The sequence below is a fragment of the Paenibacillus sp. MMO-177 genome, assembly GCF_037147795.1.
Lineage (GTDB): Bacteria > Bacillota > Bacilli > Paenibacillales > Paenibacillaceae > Pristimantibacillus.
The window spans coordinates 63,728-88,283 of record NZ_JBBCUR010000004.1 but is presented as its reverse complement, the minus strand read 5'-3'; the positions used below and the strand labels follow the sequence as shown (position 1 = coordinate 88,283).

The following is a 24,556-nucleotide window of genomic DNA, read 5'->3' as shown; positions in this document are numbered from 1 at the left end:
GTGAAGCTGTTTAATGAATCAAAATGAAAAAGCAATTGAACGTTACCAGGCTTGGCTGAATGACGCGCTTATCGATGAGGCTACAAAGGAAGAGCTTCGCAGCATCGAAGGACAAGAAAAGGAAATTACGGACCGCTTCTACCGCGATCTTGAGTTTGGGACAGGCGGCCTCCGCGGCGTCATGGGCGCAGGCACAAACCGTCTGAATGCTTATACCGTAGGCAAAGCTACGCAAGGTCTCGCGAACTGGATCCTCTCCCGAGTGGAAGGACAACCATCCGCCGTAATCGCTCACGACTCGCGTAACAACTCGCCCGAGTTTGCGCTTGACTCCGCTCTGGTGCTTGCCGCAAACGGTGTAAAAACTTATCTGTTCCCTTCGCTGCGCCCGACGCCTCAGCTTTCTTACGCGGTACGCGCGCTTGGCTGCTCGACGGGTATCGTTATTACGGCGAGCCACAATCCGCCGGAATATAACGGCTATAAAGCTTATGGCGCGGACGGCTGTCAGCTTATTCCTGAAGACGCGGAGCAAGTTATTGCTTCTATCGGTCAGGTGACCGGTTTTGATCAAGTGAAAAGAATGAGCCGCGAGGACGCGGAAGCGCAAGGCCTTCTTGTATGGCTTGATGCGGAAGCAGACGAGCAATACACGGATACCGTTGTTGCGCAAAGCTTGAACAAAAAGCTGCTGCAAAGCGGTCTTGGCGAGAAATTCAAAGTGGTCTTTACGCCGCTTCACGGTTCCGGCAACCTGCCTGTCCGCGAAGTGCTGCGCAAAGCGGGCTTCAGCAATGTTCATATCGTAGCCGAACAGGAGCAGCCTGACGGTTATTTCAGCACGGTCAAATCTCCGAATCCGGAAGAGCGCGAAGCTTTTACGCTTGCGATGAAGCTTGCCCAAGAGATTGATGCCGACATTATTATGGGTACGGACCCGGATGCAGACCGCATGGGTGCGGTTGTTAAGAACAACAATGGCGAATATGTCGTCCTGACAGGCAATCAGTCGGGCGCCTTGATGATCGAATATGTGCTTAGTCAATTGAAGGAGCGCGGCCAGCTGCCGGCTAACGGCGTCGTGATCAAGACGATCGTTACCAGCGAGATGGGGGCCGATATCGCTCGTTCCTACGGCGCAGCCGTAGAGAATACATTGACGGGCTTCAAATATATTGGCGAGAAAATGACGGCTTACGAACAAACCGGCGAGCATACTTTCCTGTTCGGCTATGAAGAAAGCTACGGCTATTTGACTGGCGACTATGCCCGCGACAAAGATGCCGTTGTCGCTTCGTTATTGATTTGCGAAGCAGCGGCATACTATAGCAGTCAAGGAAAAACGTTGTACGACGTTCTGCTTGAGCTGTACGCCAAACATGGCTTCTACCTGGAAGGTCTTGAGTCGCGTACGCTGAAGGGCCTTGACGGCGTTCAGCAAATTGCCGGCATCATGAATGACTGGCGCAACAATCCGCCTGCCGAGATCAACGGCGTGAAGGTGGAAAAAGTGCTTGATTACCTTGGAGGGCTTGACGGTCTTCGTCCGGAGAACGTACTGAAATACATGCTCGCCGACGGATCGTGGTTCTGCCTGCGTCCATCCGGTACGGAGCCTAAGATTAAGGTTTATTTTGCCGTTCGCGGGCAATCGACCGAGCATGCTTCCGAGCTGCTTGGAAAGCTCCGCGGCACCGTAATGGAACGCGTAGACAGCAAAGCTTAATCCGCCGCGGCGGGTTATTGTCAGATAGGGATTACATTCGCAAGAGATTGAACGGAGGATTATTGTGCTTCAACGTTGGCAGCAATGGAACCGCAAAGCGATACTCTGGCTGTGGGTTATTGCAATTATTGGCGTAATCGCCGCAATGCCGATCGGTATGAATCGAATGAATATGGAAGCATCCTCGAAGTCCGTGGAATATGTATTCGATTATCGCGATCTGGTTGAAATCTCGGAATACCAGACGCGGCCGCAGCAGTTTATCGACGAGCAGTTGGAAAAAATGAAAAGCGCCGGCATTACGACGATGTCCCTGTACGAAAGCTCCTTAAAGGAGCTTTCCCAAGCCGGGCGCCTGAAATATTACAACTCGAAGGATATCGCTCTGCTTCAAAGCAAGCTGGAGCCGGTAGGACAGAACTTTACCTATATTCTGTTCAGCGGCCCGGAAGAGGAAGAGAAGATTGGACCAATCATCCGTCAGGCGATGGATCATGCCGGTGCCGTATACCGTCCTTGGTCCTTTGACGGCCGCAACGGTCTTGTCATTGAAATGCCGCTGCAGTCCGTACTGCTGCAGCCGATGGATTTTGACCCGATCACGCTTCAAACCCTGCACGACAAAGGCTTTCACATCCTGGCCCGTTTCTCGGACCGCGTGCTGCCTTACGATGAAGCCGCTACGGATGCGCAGCTGGCCCGTCTGAAGGAAGTTGGCGTAACTCGCGTATTGTTTGACGGCGCTGCGGTGAAGGGCTACAAGGATCAAGCCGTGCTTCACAGCCTTAATTCGTTCGCTGATTTGCTTAACAAATACGGTATGGGTATCGCAACGATCGAGAACTTGAAAAAACCTCAAGCCGGCATAAATAAATTAGCATATATTACAAATTATAATATCGTGCGCCTGTATTCCCTGTCGGCTGAAGATGCAATCGGCAAATCGCCGGAAGTGCTCATCGACCGCTTCCTGCTAGCTGCGAAGGACCGCAACATTCGGATGTTCTTCCTGAATGCCGGCGTGCAGACAAGCCTGGAGAAGTCGGCCGTCGTAAGCGGTCTGGATAATCTCTATATCACGATGAAGGGCAAGGACGGCCTGGTTCAGCGCCTGACAGATGCAGGCTTCGCCCCGAATCTGGCACAACCGTTTGACGTGAAGCACCCGTCTTACATCAAGCCGCTTAAGATGGTTGTAGCCGCAGGCGCTGTTGCTCTGATTGCCCTGCTGGTTAACGTATTCATCCCTGGCACGCTGATTCCGCTTTATTTGATCGGACTCGTTGGGGCAGCAGGCCTGTTCCAGATTAACAGTCCGCTTGCCGAGCAGGCACTGGCGCTTGGAGCCGGTATCAGTGCTCCTACCCTTGCGCTTGTCTGGGTCATGAATCGCGTCTATGCCCGTACTGAGGGCAGTCTCCGCACGGTGGGCGGAGCAGCCTGGAATGGGCGAGCTGGCGCTTCCGGCGATGGCAAATGGATATTCGAAGGCCTGACAGCCCGCCGCCGCCTCGGCCTTGCGGTTATCTGGTTTATCGTAACCGCCCTGATCTCGCTGATGGCGGTGCCGTTTGTCTTTGGTCTTCTGAACAATATTACGTACAGCATGGTGCTTCAGCAATTCCGCGGCGTCAGCCTGCTTCATTTGGCGCCTATCGGCTTAACGGCGCTTTATGTGCTGCTCTATACCGGCAACTCTCCGGTACGCCGTATCCGCAAGTTTGCCAATATGCCGATTACGGTGTTTATGGTTGTCGCCTTTGTGGTAATTGCCGTAGTAGGCATGTACTACTTGTCGCGTACAGGCAACGAAGGTTCGGCTTCCTCGCTGGAGCTGACGTTCCGCAACTGGCTGGAGCAGACGTTTGGCGTTCGTCCGCGGAGCAAGGAGTTCCTCTTGGCGCATCCGCTGCTGCTCGCCGGCCTGTTCCTTGCGCTTCGTTACCGCGCGGCGTGGGTGTTCATTATTGTAGGCTCGATCGGACAGCTGTCGATGGTCGATACGTTCGCTCACATTCATACGCCGCTGTACATTTCGATTATCCGCGTATTCCTCGGTCTAGGCCTTGGCGCGATTATCGGTCTGATCTTGATTGGCGTGTGGCAAGTGGTGGAAGGGGTTTGGCGTAAATGGTCACCGGGACTGATAAAAAAAATTACCGAATAGTCATCTCCGGCTACTATGGTTTTCGCAACAGCGGCGATGAAGCGGTACTCCGCTCGATCCTGCTTGCGTTAGCCGAGCAGGGCGAGGCTAACGGTATTCGAATTCAGCCGGTCGTGCTGTCGGCCGACCCGGCTTGGACAAGCCGCATGTACGGCGTGGAAGCCGTCCGGAGGATGCATCCGAAGGACGTGCTGAATGCGCTCCGTGCAAGCGACGGGCTGATCAGCGGCGGCGGAAGCCTGCTGCAGGACGCCACAAGCGCAAAGACGATTCCGTATTACACTGGAATCATCAAGCTTGCCCAGTGGCTTGGCAAGCCGACGTTTATTTATTCGCAAGGGATCGGGCCGGTGAACCGGCGCTGGATGGATCCGCTCATCCGCTCCAGCATGCGGAAGAGCGCGTATGTGTCGGTGCGGGACGCCGAATCCGCTGAGCTATTGAAGCGGATTGGCGTTGCGCCTGGCCGGATCGAGGTTGTACCCGATCCGGTGATGGGGCTGCCGCTGCCGGCTGGCGCGGCAGCGGGGCGGGCTGCAGCCGCCGCAGACATTGCTGCGGCTGTGCCCGTGCTGGGCGTGTCCTTGCGGCATTGGCGCAAGGACGGCGCCGATCTTGGCCGCGCGGCGGACGCGCTGGCCGAGCTTGCCAGCCGCCGTCCCGTGCGGCTTCGGTTCTTACCGTTCCATACCCCCGACGATGCGGAAACATCGAAGCTGGTCATGGAACGACTCAGCGGCAGGCTGGCCGGCGGAAGCTCGGCTGAGCTGGCCGCCCCTGGCGACGACCCCCAGCAAATGCTGCTGGAGGTAAGCCGCTGCGATGCGCTGTTTGGCATGCGCCTGCACGCGCTCATCTACGCGGCGAACCAGATGGTTCCGATGCTTGGCTTATCGTACGATCCGAAGATCGATCAGTTCCTTCACCGTCTCGGCCTGACGCCGGTCGGCACGACTGAACAGCTCGATCCAATCGCTTTCGCGGACAGCGCCCAGCGGCTGCTGGACGACGCAAACGGCTGGAAAGAGAAGCATCGCGAAGCGATCGAACGATTAAGACAACAATCGCAGCAGCCAGCGCAACAAATTGCGCAGTTATTGCGTCATACCATATCGAGGTGATTTTCACTTGTCGAAACAAGTCCCAACGGTGCCGATTTACGGAATTCCATTCTCCAAGATGAGCATGGACGAGACGGTCAGTTATCTAACAGAAGCAATTGAGCAGAAGCGCCAGACGCATGTCATTACGGCTAATCCGATCATGGTAATGTCGGCTGTTGAAAGCCAGGATTACTACAAGATGATGAGAAAAGCCGAGCTTATCGTACCGGACGGTGCGGGAGTCGTATGGGCGGCCAATTATGTGGGTACCCCGGTGACAGAGCGCGTAACGGGCTTTGACCTGTTGCATCGTCTTATGCAAGAAGGCGAAAAACGGAAATGGACAGCTTATTTGCTTGGCACATCGCAGGAAATTATTGAAGCGGCGGCCGAGAAGCTGCAGCTGCAATATCCGCAGGTTCGCATCGTAGGCTGCCGCAACGGCTACTTTGGCCCTGATCAGGACACGGAAGTAATCGAAGCGGTTCGGCAGGCAGCACCGGATTTACTGTTTGTGGCACGGGGCGCGGAAACGCAGGAGCCTTGGATTGCCAAATATAAGAAGCAGCTTGGCGTCCCGCTTATTATGGGAGTTGGAGGGAGCTTCGATATTATTGCAGGCAAGCTGAAAAGAGCGCCATTGCTGTTCCAGAAGCTGCGTTTGGAGTGGTTTTACCGGTTATTACAGGAGCCGAAAAGGCTGCCAAGAATGATGGTATTGCCGAAATTCGTCGTGAAAGTGGTTCGCGATAAAGAAAACGTCAAGAAACCACGCCCTACTTCGTAATAACCTCCCAAAACCGTTGAAAATAAGTGAAAACGGGATTTGGAGTTTCTTCTTCTGTCGGAGTATAATTCACTTCGGTAGATAGAAAAAGGGGAGCTGCACAATATGCCAGCAGGCTTACTGTACACATTAGGATTTATCTTATCTTTAATAATAGCTCTAGTTATGACACCGCTTGTTAAAAAATTCGCTTTCAAGATTGGAGCGATCGATAAACCGAACCACCGCAAAGTACATACGCGGATTATGCCACGTATGGGTGGTCTCGGGATCTATCTTGCTTTTGCAGTCGGATTTCTCATTCTGATGCCGTTTATTCCGGACGGATTGCTGAACCAAGAGGGAGAGAATCTGATCCGCGCCGTATTGGTTGGCGGTACGATGATTATCCTCATTGGCGCGTTTGACGACCGCTTCGAGCTGTCGGCTAAGCTTAAGCTGGTTGCGCAAATCGCTGCGGCATGCGTAGTGGTATTCGGCTTCGGCATTAAAATCGACCTGCTCAACGTACCGTTTGGCGCGACGATGCAGCCGATCGAAGCTTGGGTAGCGATTCCGATTACGATCTTCTGGATCGTGGGCGTTACGAATGCAATCAACCTGATCGACGGTCTGGACGGGCTCGCAGGCGGCGTATCCGCGATTGCGATTGGTACCATCCTCGTGATGGCGATCATCATGGGCAACGAGCCGATTATCTTGCTCAGCGTTCTGCTTCTGGGTGGCATCGTTGGGTTCTTGTACTTCAACTTCCATCCGGCCAAAATCTTTATGGGCGACTCCGGCTCTTTGTTCCTGGGCTTCTGCCTGGCGATGCTGTCGATGACAAGCTTCAAACAGATTACGATCGTATCGTTCGTAACTCCGCTGCTTATCATCGGTGTACCGCTGTCCGATACGTTCTTCGCGATTATCCGTCGTCTTGTGAACAAGCGCCCGATCTTTGCACCGGACAAAGGACATCTGCATCATTGTCTGCAAGAGCTTGGCTTCAGCCATCGCAAGACCGTTCTTATTATCTGGAGCGTGGCCGCGGTGTTCGGCGGATTTGCGATTCTGCAATCGACCGTCGTGCAATCGTCCTCCGCAAACTGGATTACGTTTATCGTGATCTGCCTGGTGATCTTCAGCCTGCAGATCGGCGCGGAGCTTATCGGTATCGTGGACAAAACGCGCCGTCCGCTTATTAACTTCTTAAACCGCATGTTCCGTCCGAAGGTAGATGCGGGAAGCTCGAAATAATTAGATATCCTTATTACCATAAGGTTGTTCCTCTTAAGCAGTCCCTTGGACCGCTGGTGGGACAACCTTTTTTGCTTCGCTGGCATCTTTGTCGTTCCGGAACTTTGCGCCTTCATGGACGCTGCTCCTGCATAAAGTCCCTAAGGGACCTTAAGGGTGGGTAAGGCGTAGGTAGTTCGGAGATTAAAGTCCCTGAGGGACCTTAATGCGGCCGATGTGGCGGTATTCTGTACTGGATTAAGCAACTTGGAGTGAATTAAGATCCCTAAGGGCTCTTAAGGCCGAAAATAGGAGCAACAGAGAAGAGGTTAAGCTCCCTCAAGGATCTTAACCTCTTTTCGTTGTGTGCGGAACATGGTTCATTAGAATTTCTTTATAATTCCAATCTGCCTAATGGACTAACATTTTAGGCCCAGGGGACCGATAACAACAGTACAGAACTATTCTTCATCCGAAGAGGGCAAGGGAGGAAGCGGATCGAATCATACAGCTGCACGTACAATCGACCTCTAATTGCAATGTCAACCAGTTGGACCAGTCGATCGTCACTAATTCCTTACGCTATGAGCCATTACATAAAGGAGGAACAACGTTTTGAAAAAGCTATTATACCTTGTGCTGTCGCTGGCGCTTCTAATTACGCTGCTGCCGCCGTTTGGTACACCGCACAAAGCATCTGCCGCAGGGACTTATTTTTTATTTCCCAGTGAGCAATACAGTGCTGGCAGCGCGCGGATCACTACAGACCAGCGAGTAACTCTCAAAGGTACAATCAATAATGTCGTAGGTAACTCGATCAGCTACAGTGTTTACAACGTTTCGGTTAGCGGTGGCCAAGAGACGGTTGTAAATTCGATCGAGAATCAGACGGCCAATATCTCTTTAAGCGGGAACAATATTTCGGTTAATAACGTGGAATTGTATCCGGGCCTCAATAAGCTGACTTTTAAAGGGATCTACGGTACTTCTACAGTCAGCGAATCGATTTACATCGAATATCGCAATAGCCCGATGCTTTACGATTTGACAGCAACCATTCGCGGTACAAGCTATCCGATTTTGGAGGATCAAACAACGGTTCTGCAATCAGCCTTGTCTGACGGCAAAACAAGCGAAGATATTTCCATTAGCGGTAAAGCGCCAAACGCAACGAAAGTTTCGGTTTCCGTGAACGGCAAGAGCTACGAATACAATGTGTCCGATGCGGGCGATTACAAGTTTGTTGCTTCGCCGTTAAACATCAAATCAGGCAAAAACATTGTCACGATTCGGGTTTACAATAACAGCCAAGTCGTAGAAACCACAAGGGAGATCGCTTTCTACAACGGTTCTTCGACCTTCTACGATATGTCTGTAACGGACGGAACAACATCGATCGATTTAGATAAGACATCCGATTTATCCGTTTCCTCCGGCAAGACACTGACACTGTCGGGTAAAGCGATTATCCCGGTTAAGTATGCGAGCAACGCTTATACGCCAAACGTAGCGGACTTTGCCAATCTGGCTAGCCAATTTCAATATTTGCCGCAATGGATTGGTGGACAAAACTATCAGCTCGTAGCGACAGATATTAAAGGTGTGAGTCCAGACAAGGATTCCATTACACAGACTACAAAATACATTACAGTCTCATTCAGCTTTGCTATTGGCGACACAAGCTCAACCGGTTTCTCGTATGAGACGCCATATCGGTTCAAAATGCAGGGTTATAACGTTGTGGATGCTCAATCCCAGCAATCAGGGACTTATACATTAACGCTCCATAACAGTACATTGCCTTATATCTATGACGTCAACTACCTGACTGGCTATACGGCAGGAATGAAAGGCGATATTACCAAGCTGCAAGTACTCGAAGGCACTGACATTGAGAACGCGAATATTTACTCGCTTCCGATGGGTGTTGAGGTACTGATTGGGAACTACACTTCTTTGGGAACGAACTTAAACAATATCGTTTCATTAGTAGACAGTGCGGGGAAGGATTTGCTACCTGCAGCAGGTATCGCGTTTAGTCAAGATACGGTGAATCAAGTTGTGTATAAAAATGTAAACGGAACATCGGTTCCATTCCTGCGCGTATTTATGGAAATTTCGAAGCTGCCTACCGCCGGTACCCAGCAACTTTACTTTAAAGTAAAGAATAATAATTCACTTAAAACCGCTTCTATTAAGTTGCTATACGGTCCTTTCGTGAAATACGACAGCTTGTACAATGGCATGCAGATTAAGTACGACACGACAATGAAAGTTAGCGACGGCATTCAGTACATTTTTGATCAGCTTGGCAACTTCGCTGGTCAATTTATGAATATCGCCAATGAGGATGAGATTGTTTATCCCGGTGATACGAAGCCGCAAACCGTATTCTTCTATATTAACAACGTAGAAGTACCGCTTGCTCAAAATGGTTCTACTACCAAGACTAAGTTCAAGCTTGCTGTAAATAAAGATACAAACGGCGTAGATACGATAAAAGCAACGGCCTTTGGCGTTTTGAACAAAACAGGGGAAAACACCTTTAAGATTGTTTATAAAACATCAAAAAACAATTACGAGAACACGGTTAAAATCAACATTGTTCCAACCAACCTGCCTTCAATTCCGGCAGCAAATACGGACGGAGTATATCCGTACAGTGTGAATCTGCAAGAGCCGCTTGCAAATGACCCTAACTTCACGAATGTATCGAATATTTACTCTACAAAAGAAGCACGGATGAATGTATACGGTACATTCGATTTTGTGGACCTGGGTGACGATCCGATAGAGATCGCGAACAAAATGGCAGAACTTCAGGATCCAGACGGAAATCCTAATACTGATGATAGCTTGCTGAAGAACTATATTTTAAAAGTGAGCTCTCCGAATTTCGCAAAGGATATTGTGTGGGACCTGACAAGAGAATTCACTCCAACGTCTAATGGTAAAGTAGCTGGAGATGCAATTAATTCCGCAGCGAAAAATGGAGCAGGCCCTGTGGCAGGTATTAAGGTTTTCTATGATGTTGATAAACAATACTTCTACTTCATTATGGAAGACCAAGAGATTCCTGAAGACGGCAGTGCACAGGTCTATACGTTTACCGTATTTAATAGCGGTGAGGCGGGTCCGCGCGCGACTTACCGTCTCGAGGTTGACCCTGTTGCTATTCCGTACACGGTGCTCGCGCCTGTAATGGAAGAACGGAACCTCAATTCGAACTTTGTAGACGTCATTATTGCCTCGCCAGGTGCGGATTCGATGACGATTAACAAGCTTGCAGCTAAGAAGGTCACCTATCTTGACTACAGCCAAGATCCTGTAACTCCGGTACCGATCGCGGCATACAAGGTTCGCGTAACTGGCCTCAAAGCCAATAAACCAACAGCTATTCCAATTGTCATTACCCGCGGCAAGGATAAAATTACCGATTCCTTAACCGTTAATTATGAACCGGCGAACATTCCTGGTGCACAATATACGGAAACGATGGCAAACTCTCATAAAGTATTTGACGGAACTCTGGCATTGACGTTCCCGAAAAATACAAAGCTTGTCCGTCCTTCTTACAACTCGACAAGCAATAATTCAAGCCAAATTTACAGCGATAATCAACTTCTGTTTGGTATCGCCAATCCTACGGATGGCGTAATTAATCGTTATGAATTCAGAAGCCAACCGGCGGATTATTGGTCGGAGAATGCAGTTGGCTCGTACTATTTGAGTGAATTTTTCTCGGACCGCTTCATTAAAGTAAGCTCGCTCTTCTGGATCGATGGAGGTCTGGCGGATGACGACGCTACGAAAGCATACGATCCGGTTACAACCGGACAAGACCCTTATCCATACGCAATGGTTCAAGGTGATTCGACTAAGCAATTCTTCAAACGTTTCAGCAGCGGAAGAGAGATTATTCCGTCCCAGTCGGGTACGCTGACGTTGTCCTATGATCCAAATATCTCGCAAGGCGCCGGAACAGTCGTTACGGTATTCCGCTATGACCCGTACGAGAATGTCTGGGAGAATATGGGCGGTACCGTAGATGATAAAAAACACACCGTTAAAGTGCCTTTCCAGAAGTTTGGCTATTATGTAGTGGGCAAGCTGACATATGGTTTCAATGACATCAATGACCATTCTTATGCCCGCAACGCAATGGAGGCTATTTTTGCCAAAGGCGTTATGAACGCAGAAGATCCTACAGGTATCTTTGGGGCAGATCAATATGTATCCCGCGGCGAATTTGCTCGCATGATCGTTAAAGCTCTGAGCATTCCTTTAAACTATGAGGGGCCCAAGCATTTTATCGATGTACCGGTTGACCCGATACTAAATATGGACGCCCTTTATGATTACCGTTATATTGAGACGGCCGCCAGAGCGGGTATCATTCGAGGCACACAGCCAGTAACATTCGAGCCGGATACGAAGTTGACTCGTCAAGACGCATCGGTTATTCTAGCAAAAGCGCTTAATCTGAAGCTGGAGACTAACGCTGCTAAAGCCAAAGCTGCACTGGATAAAGCATTTAAGGATTCCGCGAACGCCGATTACTACGCGGTACCATCGATTCTTGCGATTCAGAAGAAGGGCTTTATCCAAGGCTCTATGATTAATCCTAAAGACAAAAAGGCCGGTTACGTGTTTGAGCCTAGATCAAGACTGCTGCGCAGCGATGCGGCAATCCTGATCGCCAAAGTTATGGCAAGCAACAAAACATTACCTGCAATTTACGCGAATTAATGGTTAGAGCAGATCGGCTCTTGGCCGGTCTGCTCTATTTTTGTTATTAATTTCTAAAGTAAGTTTATCCATGGAAAATGTTTTGCAATGACGAGATTGATAGGTCAAGCTATACTAGGTACATACCTAGGGAAGGGTAGCAATACATAAAACAACCGAATCGAAAATAAACTCAGAAATTTTTTTATACTGAGCGCAACTTTTTGAACTGCTCTGCGTTTAATTACATGACATTGCAAAAACGAGGCATGTAGTACCTTGGGACTACTATTCTTTCAACAAGTGGAATGATTTCTCAACTTCCTCTTTACGCTAAGGGTAGCCCATTGTATAATGTTAAAGTGGTAGGTCTTCTCTAGTATTATATTTATATGGTTTTTTCGCAGGTTTACGAGTTTCTGCGACATGTTCTTACATAGGGTTGAAGCATGGAAGCAGACATCATTTATATTAATTTATTAATTTATGCTCTTAACTCGGGGAAGGGGGTGAATCGGCTATGAGAAATACGAGCAATTCATTTTCTAAACAAAACTCTCAACAACCGAAGGTATTTAGAGGAGGAGAAAAAAAGGTTATGAAGAAAAGTTTACTTTCGCTGGCACTCGCTGGCTCCATGCTTTCCGCTTTGGCAGTTCCTGCATTTGCAGCTACTCCATCTGACGTAGTTGGCAAACCGGTTCAAAATGCAGTTGAGGCTCTGACTGCTCTGGGTATTATCAATGGTTATGCTGATGGCACATTCAAACCAGACAACACGATCACTCGCGCTGAGCTGGCTAAAATCGTTATCGTTGCTACTGGCAACGAAAGCGCTGCTACCCTGATGGCTAACACAGCTCCTTCGTTCAAAGACGTTAAAAAAGGTGTTTGGTACACTGGTTACATCAACGCAGCTGCAGCTAAAGGATTCATCCAAGGTTACAACGGTAGCTTCCGTCCAAACGATCCTATCAAGTTCGAAGAAGTAACTGCGATCTTGGTTCGTGCGCTGGGCTACAAAGATAAATACCTGTCCGGTTCGTGGCCTTACAACGTATTGCTGCAAGCTAACGATGTGGGTCTGTTCAACGGTGTTGAACTTGCAACAGGCTCTAACGCTACTCGTGGCGTAGTTGCTGAACTGACTGAAAACGCTCTGAGCGAAAACCTGGTTCAATACGATGCTGACGGCAACGTATCCAACGTTCAAGTTGGCAATCCAAAAGTTGACCAATACCTGATCAACAAATTGGGAACAAGCAGCACTGAAGTTGTTAAACTTTCCGCTCTGACTTCTGACAAAAAGATCGCTTTCGTTACTGGTGATGTAGCTGTTGCTGACAACTACTTTATCACTGGCGGCAAAAAACTGGCTGACCTGATTGGTCATTCGGTAAGCGTTCTGAAGAACAAAGACGGTAAAGTTATTGCAGTAACTGATGCACAAGCTGCTGCCAACTCTGTTACAAAAACAACTGATGCTGCTCCAGCAACAACAACGTTCGAAAGAAGCACAACTGCTTCCGCTAAAACGTTCACAATCGGTGGCACAACTTACACTACATCGACTGATTTTGTTGTGTACAACAACACTGATCTGGATGCAACTAACAAATTGACCGTTAGTGGTGCTAAAGAAGTTCAAATCTTCAAAAACAGCGCTGGTCTGGTTCAAGCAGTTCTTGTAAACAACTGGGCAACGAACCTTGTTCTGTCTGATGTTGTTGCATACACGAACTACAGCAGAATCGTAGCCAAGAACGGCTTCTCTTCCAAAGTAGACGCTAACACATCGATCACTTTGAACGGTCAAGCAGCTACTCTGGCTGACCTGAAAGCTAACGATGTAATCAACGTAATTGAGAACGCTGCTGACAGCGCGCTTAAGATCGTTGCTACTCGTACTACAGTAACAGGTAAAGTAGAAGCTAACGGTACTGATGCTGGTTCTGCTACTGTTAAGGTTAACGGCACTACTTATAAAAACGTTGCTGGTGGAGCTGCTCCTACGCTTGGAACAGAATATACATTCTTCCTTAACAAAGACAACGAAGTTGTATACTTCGAAACTCCAAGTGCAGTAAGCGCGAGCACTTATGGCATCATCTATGATGTTAAAACTAACACTTCCATCATCGTTGACGGTGAAGTACAAACTGGTTGGACTAAGGTGGTTTACTACTCCCTGAAAGACCAAAAAGTAAACACTGTTTACACGAAAGATACAGATACAACAACTGCGTTGATTAATAACCTTGTTGAACTGAAATTCGACAGCAATGGTAAAATTGATCTGACAGCTACTGAAACTGCTGCTGCGGTTGATGTAACTGCTGCTGGTACTGTAACTGCTGACCCAACAGCAACCAAACTTACTGTTGGTACAACTAACTACATCACTAACAGCAACACTATCTACATCAAAGTTGGTATCAATGCTACTGATATCACTAAAAATACTGTAGCTAACGCTACTGCTGCAGACGTTGCTAAGAACGATTCCGTTGTGGTTAAATCCGCAAACGGTGTTGCTCAGTACGTAATCGTTAAAGCAAAAGGCGCTGCTACAGCTAAACTGCCTACAGTTCAAGGTCTTTTCGTAAGCCAGTCCTCCGTAACGACTGCTGACGGCACGTCCTACTCTGTAAAACTCAATGTTAAAGGCGAAGAGAAAACTTACGCAATCGGTGCAGCACTTGCAGCAACTGTTGCTAAGAACGACGTTGTTACATTGAAAGATACAGATACTTCTAACGCGGTATATGACACTAACACTGCATACAACACAGAAGCTGCTACACTCACAAATGTGAAATACGATGCAAAAACATTTGTTGCTGGTGGCACAACTTACCTGGTAACTGCTAACACTCAAATTGTTCTCTTGAACAAAGCTGACGGTAAGCTTAACCAAGGTACAATCACTGATATCGGCGTAGCTGCTGACGGCACTAACTACGGTACTGGCACTGGCCAATACAAAGTTATCGTTCAAGGTAGCGGCGATTCGTACGGCGGTATTGCTGAAGCTGGCGTAGTCGTAGTAGTTGCTTACTAAGATTCGCTGACTTAACTAGAAAGCTGAGAGCTTATGCTCTCAGCTTTCTTTTATTTTTAAAGGACATGTTCACATGCAGTTCATATACATTCGATATAGTTACGGATATAGGCGGAGCAAACATTTTTGAGATGTACCGAAACTTATGGGATTCCATTCTCGTCTATTTAAGTAAATCTAATTATACGGAGTGAATGTGACAATGCGGAAAAGCTTTAAACGATCGACTATGCTTGTATCCCTCTTCGTTGCTTTCGTGATGCTTCTCAGTGCGATACCGGTGTCTTTCGCTGCATCAAGTTCTTCTGTCAACAAAAAGGTGTACGTAACGAATGCTTCGTATGTGCAGCTGACAGATGCCAGCATAGTTCCGAGTGCCAATGGCGCAACGGCCAGTTTCACCTTTGAATTTTATAACGGAGATAGTTCAGCTATTAATCTTGTAGATTATTGGGCACGGTTGAAGTCCAAAAGCGGAGCAAAATATACGCTGACTTTACTAGACAAAGCCAACAAGAAAACGATCAGTTCGAAGGCCAGTACTACGCTCACTTTCTATAGCGCAGTAGGATCGAAAGTTACTCTTGATCAATTGATTTTGAATTTCGTGAAGTTCGACTTCTCGGTTTCCGGTTATGAGAAAACCATTGGCTCATTTACTTTCCCTGCCGGCTACAATAACGATATCAAGCTTGGTGGTTACAAAACGCTTAAAATCAGCAGCGCCAATGTAAACATGCGCATTGACCAGAACACCGTTTCCAAAACCAAGGACTACTATAATGTGAACTTATCTTTTGTAGCTCGTAACACTAGCCAATTCGGGGTTGCCATTCCGGAATACAATTACTACTTAAAAACATCTAGCGGCTTATACAAGTTAAAGCTGAAGAATACTTCGGATTCAAATTTAACGCTTGAGCCTGCTGTACTTAACTCCATCCGATTGACAGGTTCGATTCCAAACACAGTATCGACTTCGGGATGGAAGTTGGTTATTACACAAAAGGTAGGAGCGGACACCAGTCAAGTTGAATTGCCAGTAGCATCGTTTATGGTACCGTTCTCGTTGGATACAACTCCAGGTACGGCTAAGCAAACCTTCACCGACGAAAAAGGTACTTATGAAGTAGAATTACAATCCGTACAGCGTATGCCATGGGGTAATGATGATAATGTGATTGCAAAACTTTCAATTAAAAACAAAGAATCTGTTTATCTGCCATTACCTGATCTAACAGGTACAATGCAGTTGGATGAGAACATTACGATTAATGGCCAGACCGTTAAAAATGCTGGTGATATCGGATTAGCGCCAGGAGCCTCTACGACCGTAACCTTCATCGGCAAATTGCCATACGGATACAATTGGAAAAAATTCGAGCTTCAATTGAGCGAGAAATCCGGCACAGATAACGTTCAAGTAGCAGAAGTAACGAAATCGGCGATTACAGACATATACTCGGTTGATGCAGGTAAGGTATATACGCAGAAATCGATTGGTTCTGAAATGAGCGTTAAAGTCACGGATGTCCGTACCTACAAAGGTGATACTACGGATACCTATGCAGTATTTATGGATGTAACAAATAATCAGACCCGAAGCAAAGTTATGCCGCAGTGGACGGGATACTTCAAGTCTGCTACAGGTAACTATTACGAAGCAACCATTCAGAAAACGGCCACTTCGGTAACGCCAGGCAATAAAGAACAATTGATTGTGTATACTCAACTGCCTAACAATGTTAGTCGTGATGGTTTGCAATTGTTGCTTGGTGAAGCGATTGACGCAAATGGGCTCCTTAAAGGTGCAACTGGTACTCCTACTGGTTATATCCGCGGCGTATTGTTTGGTCTGCCGGCTGAGAATACAGACTTGACCAACAATCATGCTATTAAAGTAGGGCCTTACAACATTGACTTTAATTACTTTAACGTATTTGCTGATGGTGACTCGTTAGAATTTGATATTGGTAGCAAGGTCCAACGCGACTATACCTATGATGGCTTTACACAGCCTAAGTTGACTATGGAGCTCGAATATGAACCTGCAGGTGACGTGCTTTGGACAAAAACTATTAATCTGGAAGGCAAAGCGGACAATAGTTTAACTTGGAAGATTGGAGACAATTACAACTCCTTTAGCGAGCAAACGAAAAGTAACCAGTATTGGAGTAGTTACAAATTAAATGTTTACGAAACCGTAAACGGAAGCAAGAAAAAGCTCTTCTCTAAAGAAATTAAGTTCTCTTCTCTCATCAACTGGCTAGACGGCGAACATTAATAGTTCAGAAATAACTGGTTAATCCCAAACAAATCTAGTATCTTATTAGAAGATACTAGATTTGTTTGTTTGTGTTTGTTTGCTTAAGTTTTTTGCTATAAGAAAGGAGTTTGTCGAAATTGAAGAAGTATGCACTACGTATTGTACTCGCTGTTGTTCTTGTGGGAGCAGGCATTATTGCTGGGGTGAACTGGCCGACAACCCTTGAGGCGGAATCAAATGCAGCTGTGCCAGGTACGGCTGATGATCCGGTTGTAACCAAGAGCTATGTGGATGAACAAATTGCTAAAGCAGGTTCCGGTTCCAATGGCGGAACAACGCAGCCGGACACCGGCGGGGCAAGCGCAAAGCTGGAGGTTGTCTCTGTCCCTAATGGTAAAACCCTCATTGCGAATGAAGGCACAGAGGTTGTCGTGCGTTCAGGTAAAGCCGTTGTATATAGTTCGGACGCCAATGGTATTGCAGATTTGACGGATGGCAAAGATTTAACGAATGGCAAATCCATCACAGCTAACCATCATATTCTATTCCCACGTGCTGGACGAGGTATTACGACTGATCCATCTTATAAAGGTTCGTTGACTGTATTAGTACGTGGCAGCTACGTTATCCAGTAACGTTGGATGTTATAGAACATTTTACCCGCACAGTAAATAAGTTATACGCTTCAAACCGCCCGGAAGGACGCACAATAAAGTCACGTTCCTAATATAAATGGAGGTGTCTTATTATGAGTCGTCGTTCCAACAGAGTGGTTGTACCGGAGTGTAAGGAAGCTCTAAACCAAATGAAGTATGAACTTGCGGCTGAGCTTGGTTTATTCGCATCACATGGCGTTAGCACCGGTGCGGATACGGAGTTTGCCGGAGAGCTTGGCTCGGTAGGCGGCGGTACGCATATTCAATGGCGGGAAGTCACAAGCCGTGACGTCGGTTCGATCGGCGGCAGCATCACGCAGCGTCTTGTTGCCCAAGCCGAAAAAGTGTTAAACGGCTATGTTTAATACGGAAACTTAACTTTTATCAAAAATTGGTATCCGTTGACACCAAGCGACATTTTCGGTATTATACTGTTTTAGAGAGTTGTCTAACAACCTTTTCCTACGGGAAAAGGTTCATTTTTTGTGTAGGATGTCTGCACTTATTTCATACTAGCTGTAGGAGGTTGATACGGATGTCTGTAAAAGGTCGTCACTTGTTTACATCGGAATCGGTTACAGAAGGCCACCCGGATAAGATTTGTGACCAAATCTCGGATGCTGTTCTGGACGCGTTTCTGGAAGCGGACCCTTACGCTCGCGTAGCTTGCGAAGTTTCGGTTGCAACTGGTCTTGTACTTGTTATTGGAGAAATCAGCTCCCGTGCTGATTATGTCGATATTTCCGCTATTGCTCGCCGTACAATTAAAGAAATTGGTTATACGCGTGCAAAATACGGTTTTGACTCCAGCACTTGTGCGGTGTTGACATCGCTTAATGAACAATCCGCGGATATCGCGCAAGGGGTTAACGCTGCGCTTGAGAACCGCGAAGGGAAAGACGTTCAGAAGGAAAACGAAGATATCGGTGCCGGTGACCAAGGCCTGATGTTTGGTTTTGCAACGAACGAAACGCCTGAGCTGATGCCTTTGCCAATCGCATTGTCGCATCGCATCGCTCGCCGCCTGTCCGAAGTTCGTAAGAACGACACGCTGGGCTACCTGCGTCCGGACGGCAAAACGCAAGTTACGATCGAGTACGTGGACGGTAAACCGGTTCGCGTAGACACAATCGTCGTATCGACTCAACATGCGGAAGAAATCTCTTTGGAGCAAATTCAAAAGGATATCCTTGAGCATGTTATCAAACCGGTTGTTCCAGTGGAATGGCTGGATGAGCAAACGAAATACTTCATTAACCCTACAGGCCGTTTCGTAATCGGCGGTCCTCAAGGCGATGCTGGTCTGACTGGCCGCAAAATCATCGTTGATACTTACGGCGGTTATGCTCGTCATGGCGGCGGCGCATTCTCCGGCAAGGATCCAACGAAGGTTGACCGTTCCGCAGCTTATGCAGCTCGCTATGTAGCTAAGAACATCGTTGCCGCAGGTCTGGCTGACAAATGCGAAATCCAATTGGCTTATGCCATTGGCGTAGCGCAACCAGTATCGATCAACGTTGACACTTATGGCACTGGCAAGGTATCCGAAGAGCTTCTGGTTGACGTAATCAAAAAGAACTTTGATCTTCGCCCAGCAGGCATTATCAAAATGCTTGACCTTCGCCGTCCAATCTATGCTCAAACAGCTGCTTACGGTCACTTCGGCCGTACGGATGTGGATCTCCCTTGGGAGCGCGTGGACAAAGCAGAGAACCTTAAAGCAGACGCACTTGCTGCGAAATAATTGCTTTCGTAACCAAGCCCTGAATCTTCGGATTCGGGGCTTTTTTGTTGTTCTTTTTTTCGAAAAGTGCAACCTTTTCGCCCTGGTTATCGACTAATACCTAGTTAACCTAAATTTTTCAAGTTGATTTGCCGACAAATAGGGTACAAGTGTATTTAGCCGGGGAGTGATTGCGGGAAATGTTAGTACGAAGCCGATTAAGTTTCATGATAGCTGTCTTATTAGTGCTCCAACTCGTTCTTTCGGGATGGTCAAGTGACGCTCAGGTGGCACAAGCTGCCTCAAGCGGACCTATCGTTGTAGGCATGAGCCCAGCGGATAATGCGACTGGTGTCACGCCTACAAGCGATTTGACGCTGACTTTTGATGAGGCGGTAACAAAAGGCGCCGATTCAGCCGTTATTACCATTTATAACTATAATACAAGCAATATTGTCGAGAGCATTCCGTTGTCCTCTTACAAAATCAGACTCGATGCGACAGGCCGGGTGGCCACCATTGATCCGGACGCAACTTTAGACGTAAATACGGATTATTACGTGTTGATTGATTACGGCGCTTTTGCCAATGTATCTAACGGTGCTTATTATGCCGGCATTTCCAGTGCGGCAACATGGAACTTCAAAACCGCAGCGGTGGTTGATACAACTAATCCATCGATTGTAGCCAAGTCACCGGATTCGGGCGAGCTTAAAGTAGCTGTAGACAGTAAACTCATCCTTCAGTTTAGCGAGCCTGTCTATGCCGCAAGCGGCAGCGTGACATTAAGCAGCGTAACGGATACGAAAAGCATTCCGGTGACCTCTAGCATGGTGCAAGGCAGCGGTACTAGTACCATTACCATTACGCCAAATGCATCTCTGGATTCCAACACCGATTATTTGGTTACGATCCCGAGAACGGCTTTTCAAGATCGCGCAGGCAATGCGATGGAGACAGGGGGATCATCGTATGTAAGCTGGAGCTTCCGTACGGATCTTGCCCCGCTTAATATCGTTTCGGTTATACCTGCAAATTATGCAACCTCTGTATCCGTTCTAACGGATAAGCTGACCATGACGTTCGACCACAACATTGCGGCCGGAACCGACAAGTATATCGAGATCAGAGACGTAAAGAACAATACATCCTTTGCCAGAATCAAAACAAGCTCATCGCAGGTTGCGATTATGGGAGCAACGGCAACCGTTACATTGCCGGCAAGTCCTAAGTTTAATGCGAACTCGTCTTATTATGTGTTAGTTGATGCCGGCGCTTTTATCGAGACCGATTCGGGCTCCAATTATCCGTTCCCGGGAATTGCTAATGCATCCGCGTGGAATTTTACAACCGGGTATGGCAATGATACAACCAAGCCGGCTCTTAAGAGCCTTCAGCCAACAGCTGGCGGCATTCTAACCGCTACAACAGGCAAGCTTGTATTAACGTTTACGGAGCCTGTCTTCCAGGACAACGGCACGATTGAGATCCGTACGGTAACAAACGGTACCTTGTTCCGCTCCATTCCGGTTACATCCGGTCGCGTATCCGGCGGCGGTACGGACACCATTACGATTGATGCAACCAGCGCTTACGGCGGCGAGGCCGCAAAAGCTTTTGTTAATAATACAGCTTACTATGTAACCGTCGGAAGCCGCGCTTTTAAAGACGGGGTAGGGTTGTATTTCGACGGATTAACAAGCTCAACTAGCTGGAGATTTACGGTTACTCAGGATAATGTGAAGCCGACCTTGGCGGCTACTTCTCCGGCTAATAATTCGACCTCCGCTGATCCAAAAGCGACTTTGTCCGCAACGTTTAGCGAAGCCGTACAGCCGGGCAGCGGACAAATCTGGATTCAATGCGTGAGCAGCCCCAGCAGCCAATGCGCGACTCCGTCGGTTGGAACCTCGGTTTCCGTAGATCCGCTCAACAATAAGAGACTCGTTATAACGCCAAACCAGGCTCTTCAGGCAGGAACGGCTTATTATGTCGTTATTGACCCAGATGCGGTATCCGACCTTGCGGGCAATACGTTTAACGGTATTCAGAACGAATATCAATGGGCATTTAAGACGCTTGGCGGGGATACAACTCCTCCGGCGATTTCGAAGCTGGAAGCAAATGGCTCAACTATTGTTATGACCTACAATGAAGATCTGATGGAGAACTCGATTCCAACAGCAGGCAGCTTCTATATAACGGTTGACGGCGCGTACCGCTCCGTTATCGGGGTTTCGGTATCCGGGCCAAAGGTGACGCTGACGTTGTCCAGCAACATTGTAGACGGGCAGCAGGTTAAGCTTTCTTATTCCAAGCCTTCGGTCGCAACGTCAGGCATTCGGGACCTCTCGGGCAACCAGGCGCTTAGTATCTCTTCTCAGACGGTAACGACCGCAGTAGATACAACAAAGCCTCAGTTAACTGGCGGAACCGCAGCAGGCGGTATCGTGACTCTGATTTTCTCGAAAAATCTAGCTTCGGTCAGCAGCTATGCTTATTCGCAATTCAGCGTATATGTTGGAGGCAATTACTACACGCCAACGTCGGTGTACAGTACAGGAAATAAAGTCGTTCTGGCCATTAATGCTTCGATCGATACCAGTTCTACCGTGAGAGTATCGTACAGCGCCGGATCTTATCCGCTGCAGGATGCCGCGGGTAACAAAGTAAGCAATTTCAGCAATTATTCACTGTCCAATACGGTAGATACATCGCTGCCAACGGTGCAAACCATTGATGCTTACGGTTCCTCCATCATTATTACTTATAATAAAACGCTGGATTCAACCAGAAGACCGTCTACCAGCCAGTACAGCGTACTTGTTAACAATTCGCTGCGCAGCGTAACGCAAGTATCCGTCTCTGGTTCGCAGGTTCTCCTTACGGTAAGTCCGGATATTCCATCCGGTTCATCGGTCAAGGTATCCTATTCCAAGTTGTACACAGCCGTAGCTGATTTGTCCGGCAATGAAGCGGCAGCATTTACGAATGCAACGGCTTCGGTAGGGAACGGTTCATCTTCAGATACCGGATTATACGGGGCGGTTGTCAAAGGAACCAAATTGACATTGTCCTTCTGGAAATCGCTCAGCTCTTCCTATGTGCCTTCCTCCGCTTACTTCTCTGTGAAGGTTAATAATTCGGCGGTCCCGGCAACTAACATAACCATCAGCGGCAATACGGTTGTTCTCACGCTTGCCAAAGCGCCTGGCGTTGGCGATGCGGTTACCGTTACTTATTACGCGACTTCTACTAACAGTTTGCGTACGTCTGACGGAACGGTTATCAACAGCTTTACGAATGTGACGGTGGCCAATCAGACAACGCTTATCGATTCACTGCCTGGCGGTTATGAAGAAGCAAGCGGCGGAGGGATTGGATTAACGACATCGATGGCGACGCAGACTTCGGATATTTCGCCTGCTGGCTATACGACTACCCGTTATACGATCCAAGCCGATAAGCTTTCTACTGCGTATTCGGCAGCAAGAGGCGCGGGAATGAGCAATGCGCGCGTCGTGTTCACAGTGCCAAGCTCCGAGAGAGCCGCGGTTGTGGCTGTTCCGTTAACCGTATTGGAGACGGCGTACCGTTCAAGCAACGGAGCGTCTTTTGCCGTACAGTACGGAACAAGCTCGTATGAGATTCCGCTTAGCGCGCTGGCTTTCAAGAGCATGGCATCTATGATCGGATCCAGCTCAACAACAGGCAACCTTTTAATTAAGATTGAAAAGGGCTCTAATTCGAACACAAGCGGCCTGACTTCGGCTATCAATAAAGCAGGGGCATCTCTTTTGTCGTCGCCAATTACGTTCGAGACCTCGGTTGTTAACGGAACGACCGAAAAGAATCTTTCGGAATTTGGCGGCTATGTAAAACGGAGCTTTGAGTCGTTAATAGCTGCAAATCCAAGCAACAGTGCGGTTGTATGGCTGGATCCGCAAACCGGCAAGCTGTCGTACGTACCAACTACATTCTCGACGGAGAACGGCGCGAATATCGTATCGTTCAAGCGGAAAGGCAACAGCTCTTACGCTTTGGTGAGCGGTTCATCGAAGTTTAACGATATCGGCTCGCATTGGGCGGGTTCAACGATCAAGATGATGTCGAATAAATTCATTATTGAAGGACGTTCGGGATCCACAACGAAGTTTGATCCGCAAAGCTCGATTACGCGTGCGGAATTCGCGGCTTATATTGTTCGCGGTCTCGGTTTGTCCGGAAGCCGGAGTGATGCTTCGAAGTACAAGGACGTAACAGCGGGTACCGTTACAGCCGCGTATATCGGCGCAGCCTCCAAAGCGGGAATCGTAACGGGCAATACGGACGGCACGTTTAAGCCAAACAGCCCGATTACGCGCCAGGAGATGGCGGTCATGATGTCCCGAGCGGCCAAAGCTGCGGCGGTGACGATCTCGCTGCCACAATCGGATTCGGCCTACCTGTCGAAATTCAGCGACCGGACGAAAGTAGCGTCCTGGGCGAAGAGCGACTTGGCTAAAGCCGTATACATGGGCGTTATCACCGGCCAGACCGAAAACACCTTCGGCCCAACCAAAAACGCTACTCGCGCCGAAGCTATCGTTATGATCAAACGATTGCTCGAGTATGTAAATTTGCTAGACTAATTTAACTTTCTAAGCCCCGTCGTTGCGACGGGGCTTTTTTATGTGCAGAAGTGGCAGTGTGGAAGGTCGAAATGGGCGGTGGCGTAGAAGTTAGGGTCCCTGAGGGATCTTAAGTGAGCAAAAAGAGTAGCTAGTCAGGTCGTTAATGTCCCCAAGGGACCTTAAGATACCGAAAGTGGCAGAATAGGCGGTCGAAATGGGCGGCGGCGCAGAAGTTAAGGTCCCTGAGGGACCTTAAGCAAGCAAAAAGAGTAGCTAGTCAGGTCGTTAATGTCCCTAAGGGACCTTAAGCTGGCGAAAGTGACAGTGTAGCCGGTTGGATTGGACGATGGCGCAGAAGTTAGGGTCCGAGGGATCTGAAGTGAGCAAAAAGAGTAGCTAGTCAGATCGTTAAGGTCCCCAAGGGACCTTAAGATGGCGAAAGTGGCAGAGTAGGCGGTTGAAATGGGCGGCGGCGTGGAAGTAAAGGTCCCTCAGGGGCCTTAAG

Annotated in this window: 12 protein-coding genes; all 12 read left to right on the top strand. The window is 48.2% G+C overall.

Going from position 1 to position 24,556, the window contains the following annotated elements:
* The first annotated feature begins 13 nt into the window (after window positions 1-13).
* Entirely contained in the window at window positions 14-1,726 is a 1,713-nt protein-coding gene (locus tag WFK81_RS15890; protein WP_336787391.1) for a phospho-sugar mutase, read from the top strand.
* A 64-nt stretch (window positions 1,727-1,790) separates the two neighbouring features.
* Window positions 1,791-3,893: a DUF5693 family protein gene (locus WFK81_RS15885; protein WP_336787390.1), complete on the top strand. Its 2,103-nt coding sequence runs from the start codon at window positions 1,791-1,793 to the stop codon at window positions 3,891-3,893.
* Window positions 3,857-5,014: a polysaccharide pyruvyl transferase CsaB gene (gene csaB / locus WFK81_RS15880; protein ID WP_336787389.1), complete on the top strand. Its 1,158-nt coding sequence runs from the start codon at window positions 3,857-3,859 to the stop codon at window positions 5,012-5,014. Before WFK81_RS15885 ends, csaB begins: the two co-directional genes overlap by 37 nt.
* Window positions 5,015-5,072: 58 nt before the next feature.
* Complete coding sequence (locus WFK81_RS15875; RefSeq protein ID WP_336787801.1) at window positions 5,073-5,783, top strand: WecB/TagA/CpsF family glycosyltransferase; 711 nt, start codon at window positions 5,073-5,075, stop codon at window positions 5,781-5,783.
* 105 nt (window positions 5,784-5,888) lie between these two features.
* Window positions 5,889-7,025, top strand: coding sequence for a glycosyltransferase family 4 protein (locus WFK81_RS15870; RefSeq protein ID WP_336787388.1), 1,137 nt, complete (start codon window positions 5,889-5,891; stop codon window positions 7,023-7,025).
* Window positions 7,026-7,619: 594 nt separating this feature from the next.
* Window positions 7,620-11,753, top strand: a complete 4,134-nt coding sequence (locus WFK81_RS15865; RefSeq protein WP_336787387.1) for an S-layer homology domain-containing protein — start codon at window positions 7,620-7,622, stop codon at window positions 11,751-11,753.
* Window positions 11,754-12,252: 499 nt separating this feature from the next.
* Complete coding sequence (locus WFK81_RS15860; protein ID WP_336787386.1) at window positions 12,253-14,793, top strand: S-layer homology domain-containing protein; 2,541 nt, start codon at window positions 12,253-12,255, stop codon at window positions 14,791-14,793.
* Between the two features lie 202 nt (window positions 14,794-14,995).
* The gene (locus tag WFK81_RS15855; protein WP_336787385.1) at window positions 14,996-17,077 is read left to right on the top strand and encodes a hypothetical protein; all 2,082 of its coding nucleotides are present in this window, start codon (window positions 14,996-14,998) and stop codon (window positions 17,075-17,077) included.
* A gap of 119 nt (window positions 17,078-17,196) precedes the next feature.
* Entirely contained in the window at window positions 17,197-17,694 is a 498-nt protein-coding gene (locus tag WFK81_RS15850; protein WP_336787384.1) for a hypothetical protein, read from the top strand.
* A 113-nt stretch (window positions 17,695-17,807) separates the two neighbouring features.
* Window positions 17,808-18,080, top strand: a complete 273-nt coding sequence (locus tag WFK81_RS15845) for an alpha/beta-type small acid-soluble spore protein (RefSeq protein WP_336787383.1) — start codon at window positions 17,808-17,810, stop codon at window positions 18,078-18,080.
* 170 nt (window positions 18,081-18,250) lie between these two features.
* Window positions 18,251-19,459, top strand: a complete 1,209-nt coding sequence (gene metK / locus WFK81_RS15840; protein WP_336787382.1) for a methionine adenosyltransferase — start codon at window positions 18,251-18,253, stop codon at window positions 19,457-19,459.
* 179 nt (window positions 19,460-19,638) lie between these two features.
* Entirely contained in the window at window positions 19,639-24,069 is a 4,431-nt protein-coding gene (locus WFK81_RS15835) for an Ig-like domain-containing protein (RefSeq protein WP_336787381.1), read from the top strand.
* Window positions 24,070-24,556 lie beyond the last annotated feature (487 nt).

What these genes read in the sequence shown, in the direction of transcription:
- WFK81_RS15855 (WP_336787385.1), top strand. Translation starts at nt 14,996, where the DNA reads ATGCGGAAAAGCTTTAAACGATCGACTATGCTTGTATCCCTCTTCGTT.
- WFK81_RS15870 (WP_336787388.1), top strand. Translation starts at nt 5,889, where the DNA reads ATGCCAGCAGGCTTACTGTACACATTAGGATTTATCTTATCTTTAATA.
- WFK81_RS15890 (WP_336787391.1), top strand. Translation starts at nt 14, where the DNA reads ATGAATCAAAATGAAAAAGCAATTGAACGTTACCAGGCTTGGCTGAAT.
- WFK81_RS15860 (WP_336787386.1), top strand. Translation starts at nt 12,253, where the DNA reads ATGAGAAATACGAGCAATTCATTTTCTAAACAAAACTCTCAACAACCG.
- WFK81_RS15845 (WP_336787383.1), top strand. Translation starts at nt 17,808, where the DNA reads ATGAGTCGTCGTTCCAACAGAGTGGTTGTACCGGAGTGTAAGGAAGCT.
- metK (WP_336787382.1), top strand. Translation starts at nt 18,251, where the DNA reads ATGTCTGTAAAAGGTCGTCACTTGTTTACATCGGAATCGGTTACAGAA.
- csaB (WP_336787389.1), top strand. Translation starts at nt 3,857, where the DNA reads ATGGTCACCGGGACTGATAAAAAAAATTACCGAATAGTCATCTCCGGC.
- WFK81_RS15835 (WP_336787381.1), top strand. Translation starts at nt 19,639, where the DNA reads ATGTTAGTACGAAGCCGATTAAGTTTCATGATAGCTGTCTTATTAGTG.
- WFK81_RS15875 (WP_336787801.1), top strand. Translation starts at nt 5,073, where the DNA reads ATGAGCATGGACGAGACGGTCAGTTATCTAACAGAAGCAATTGAGCAG.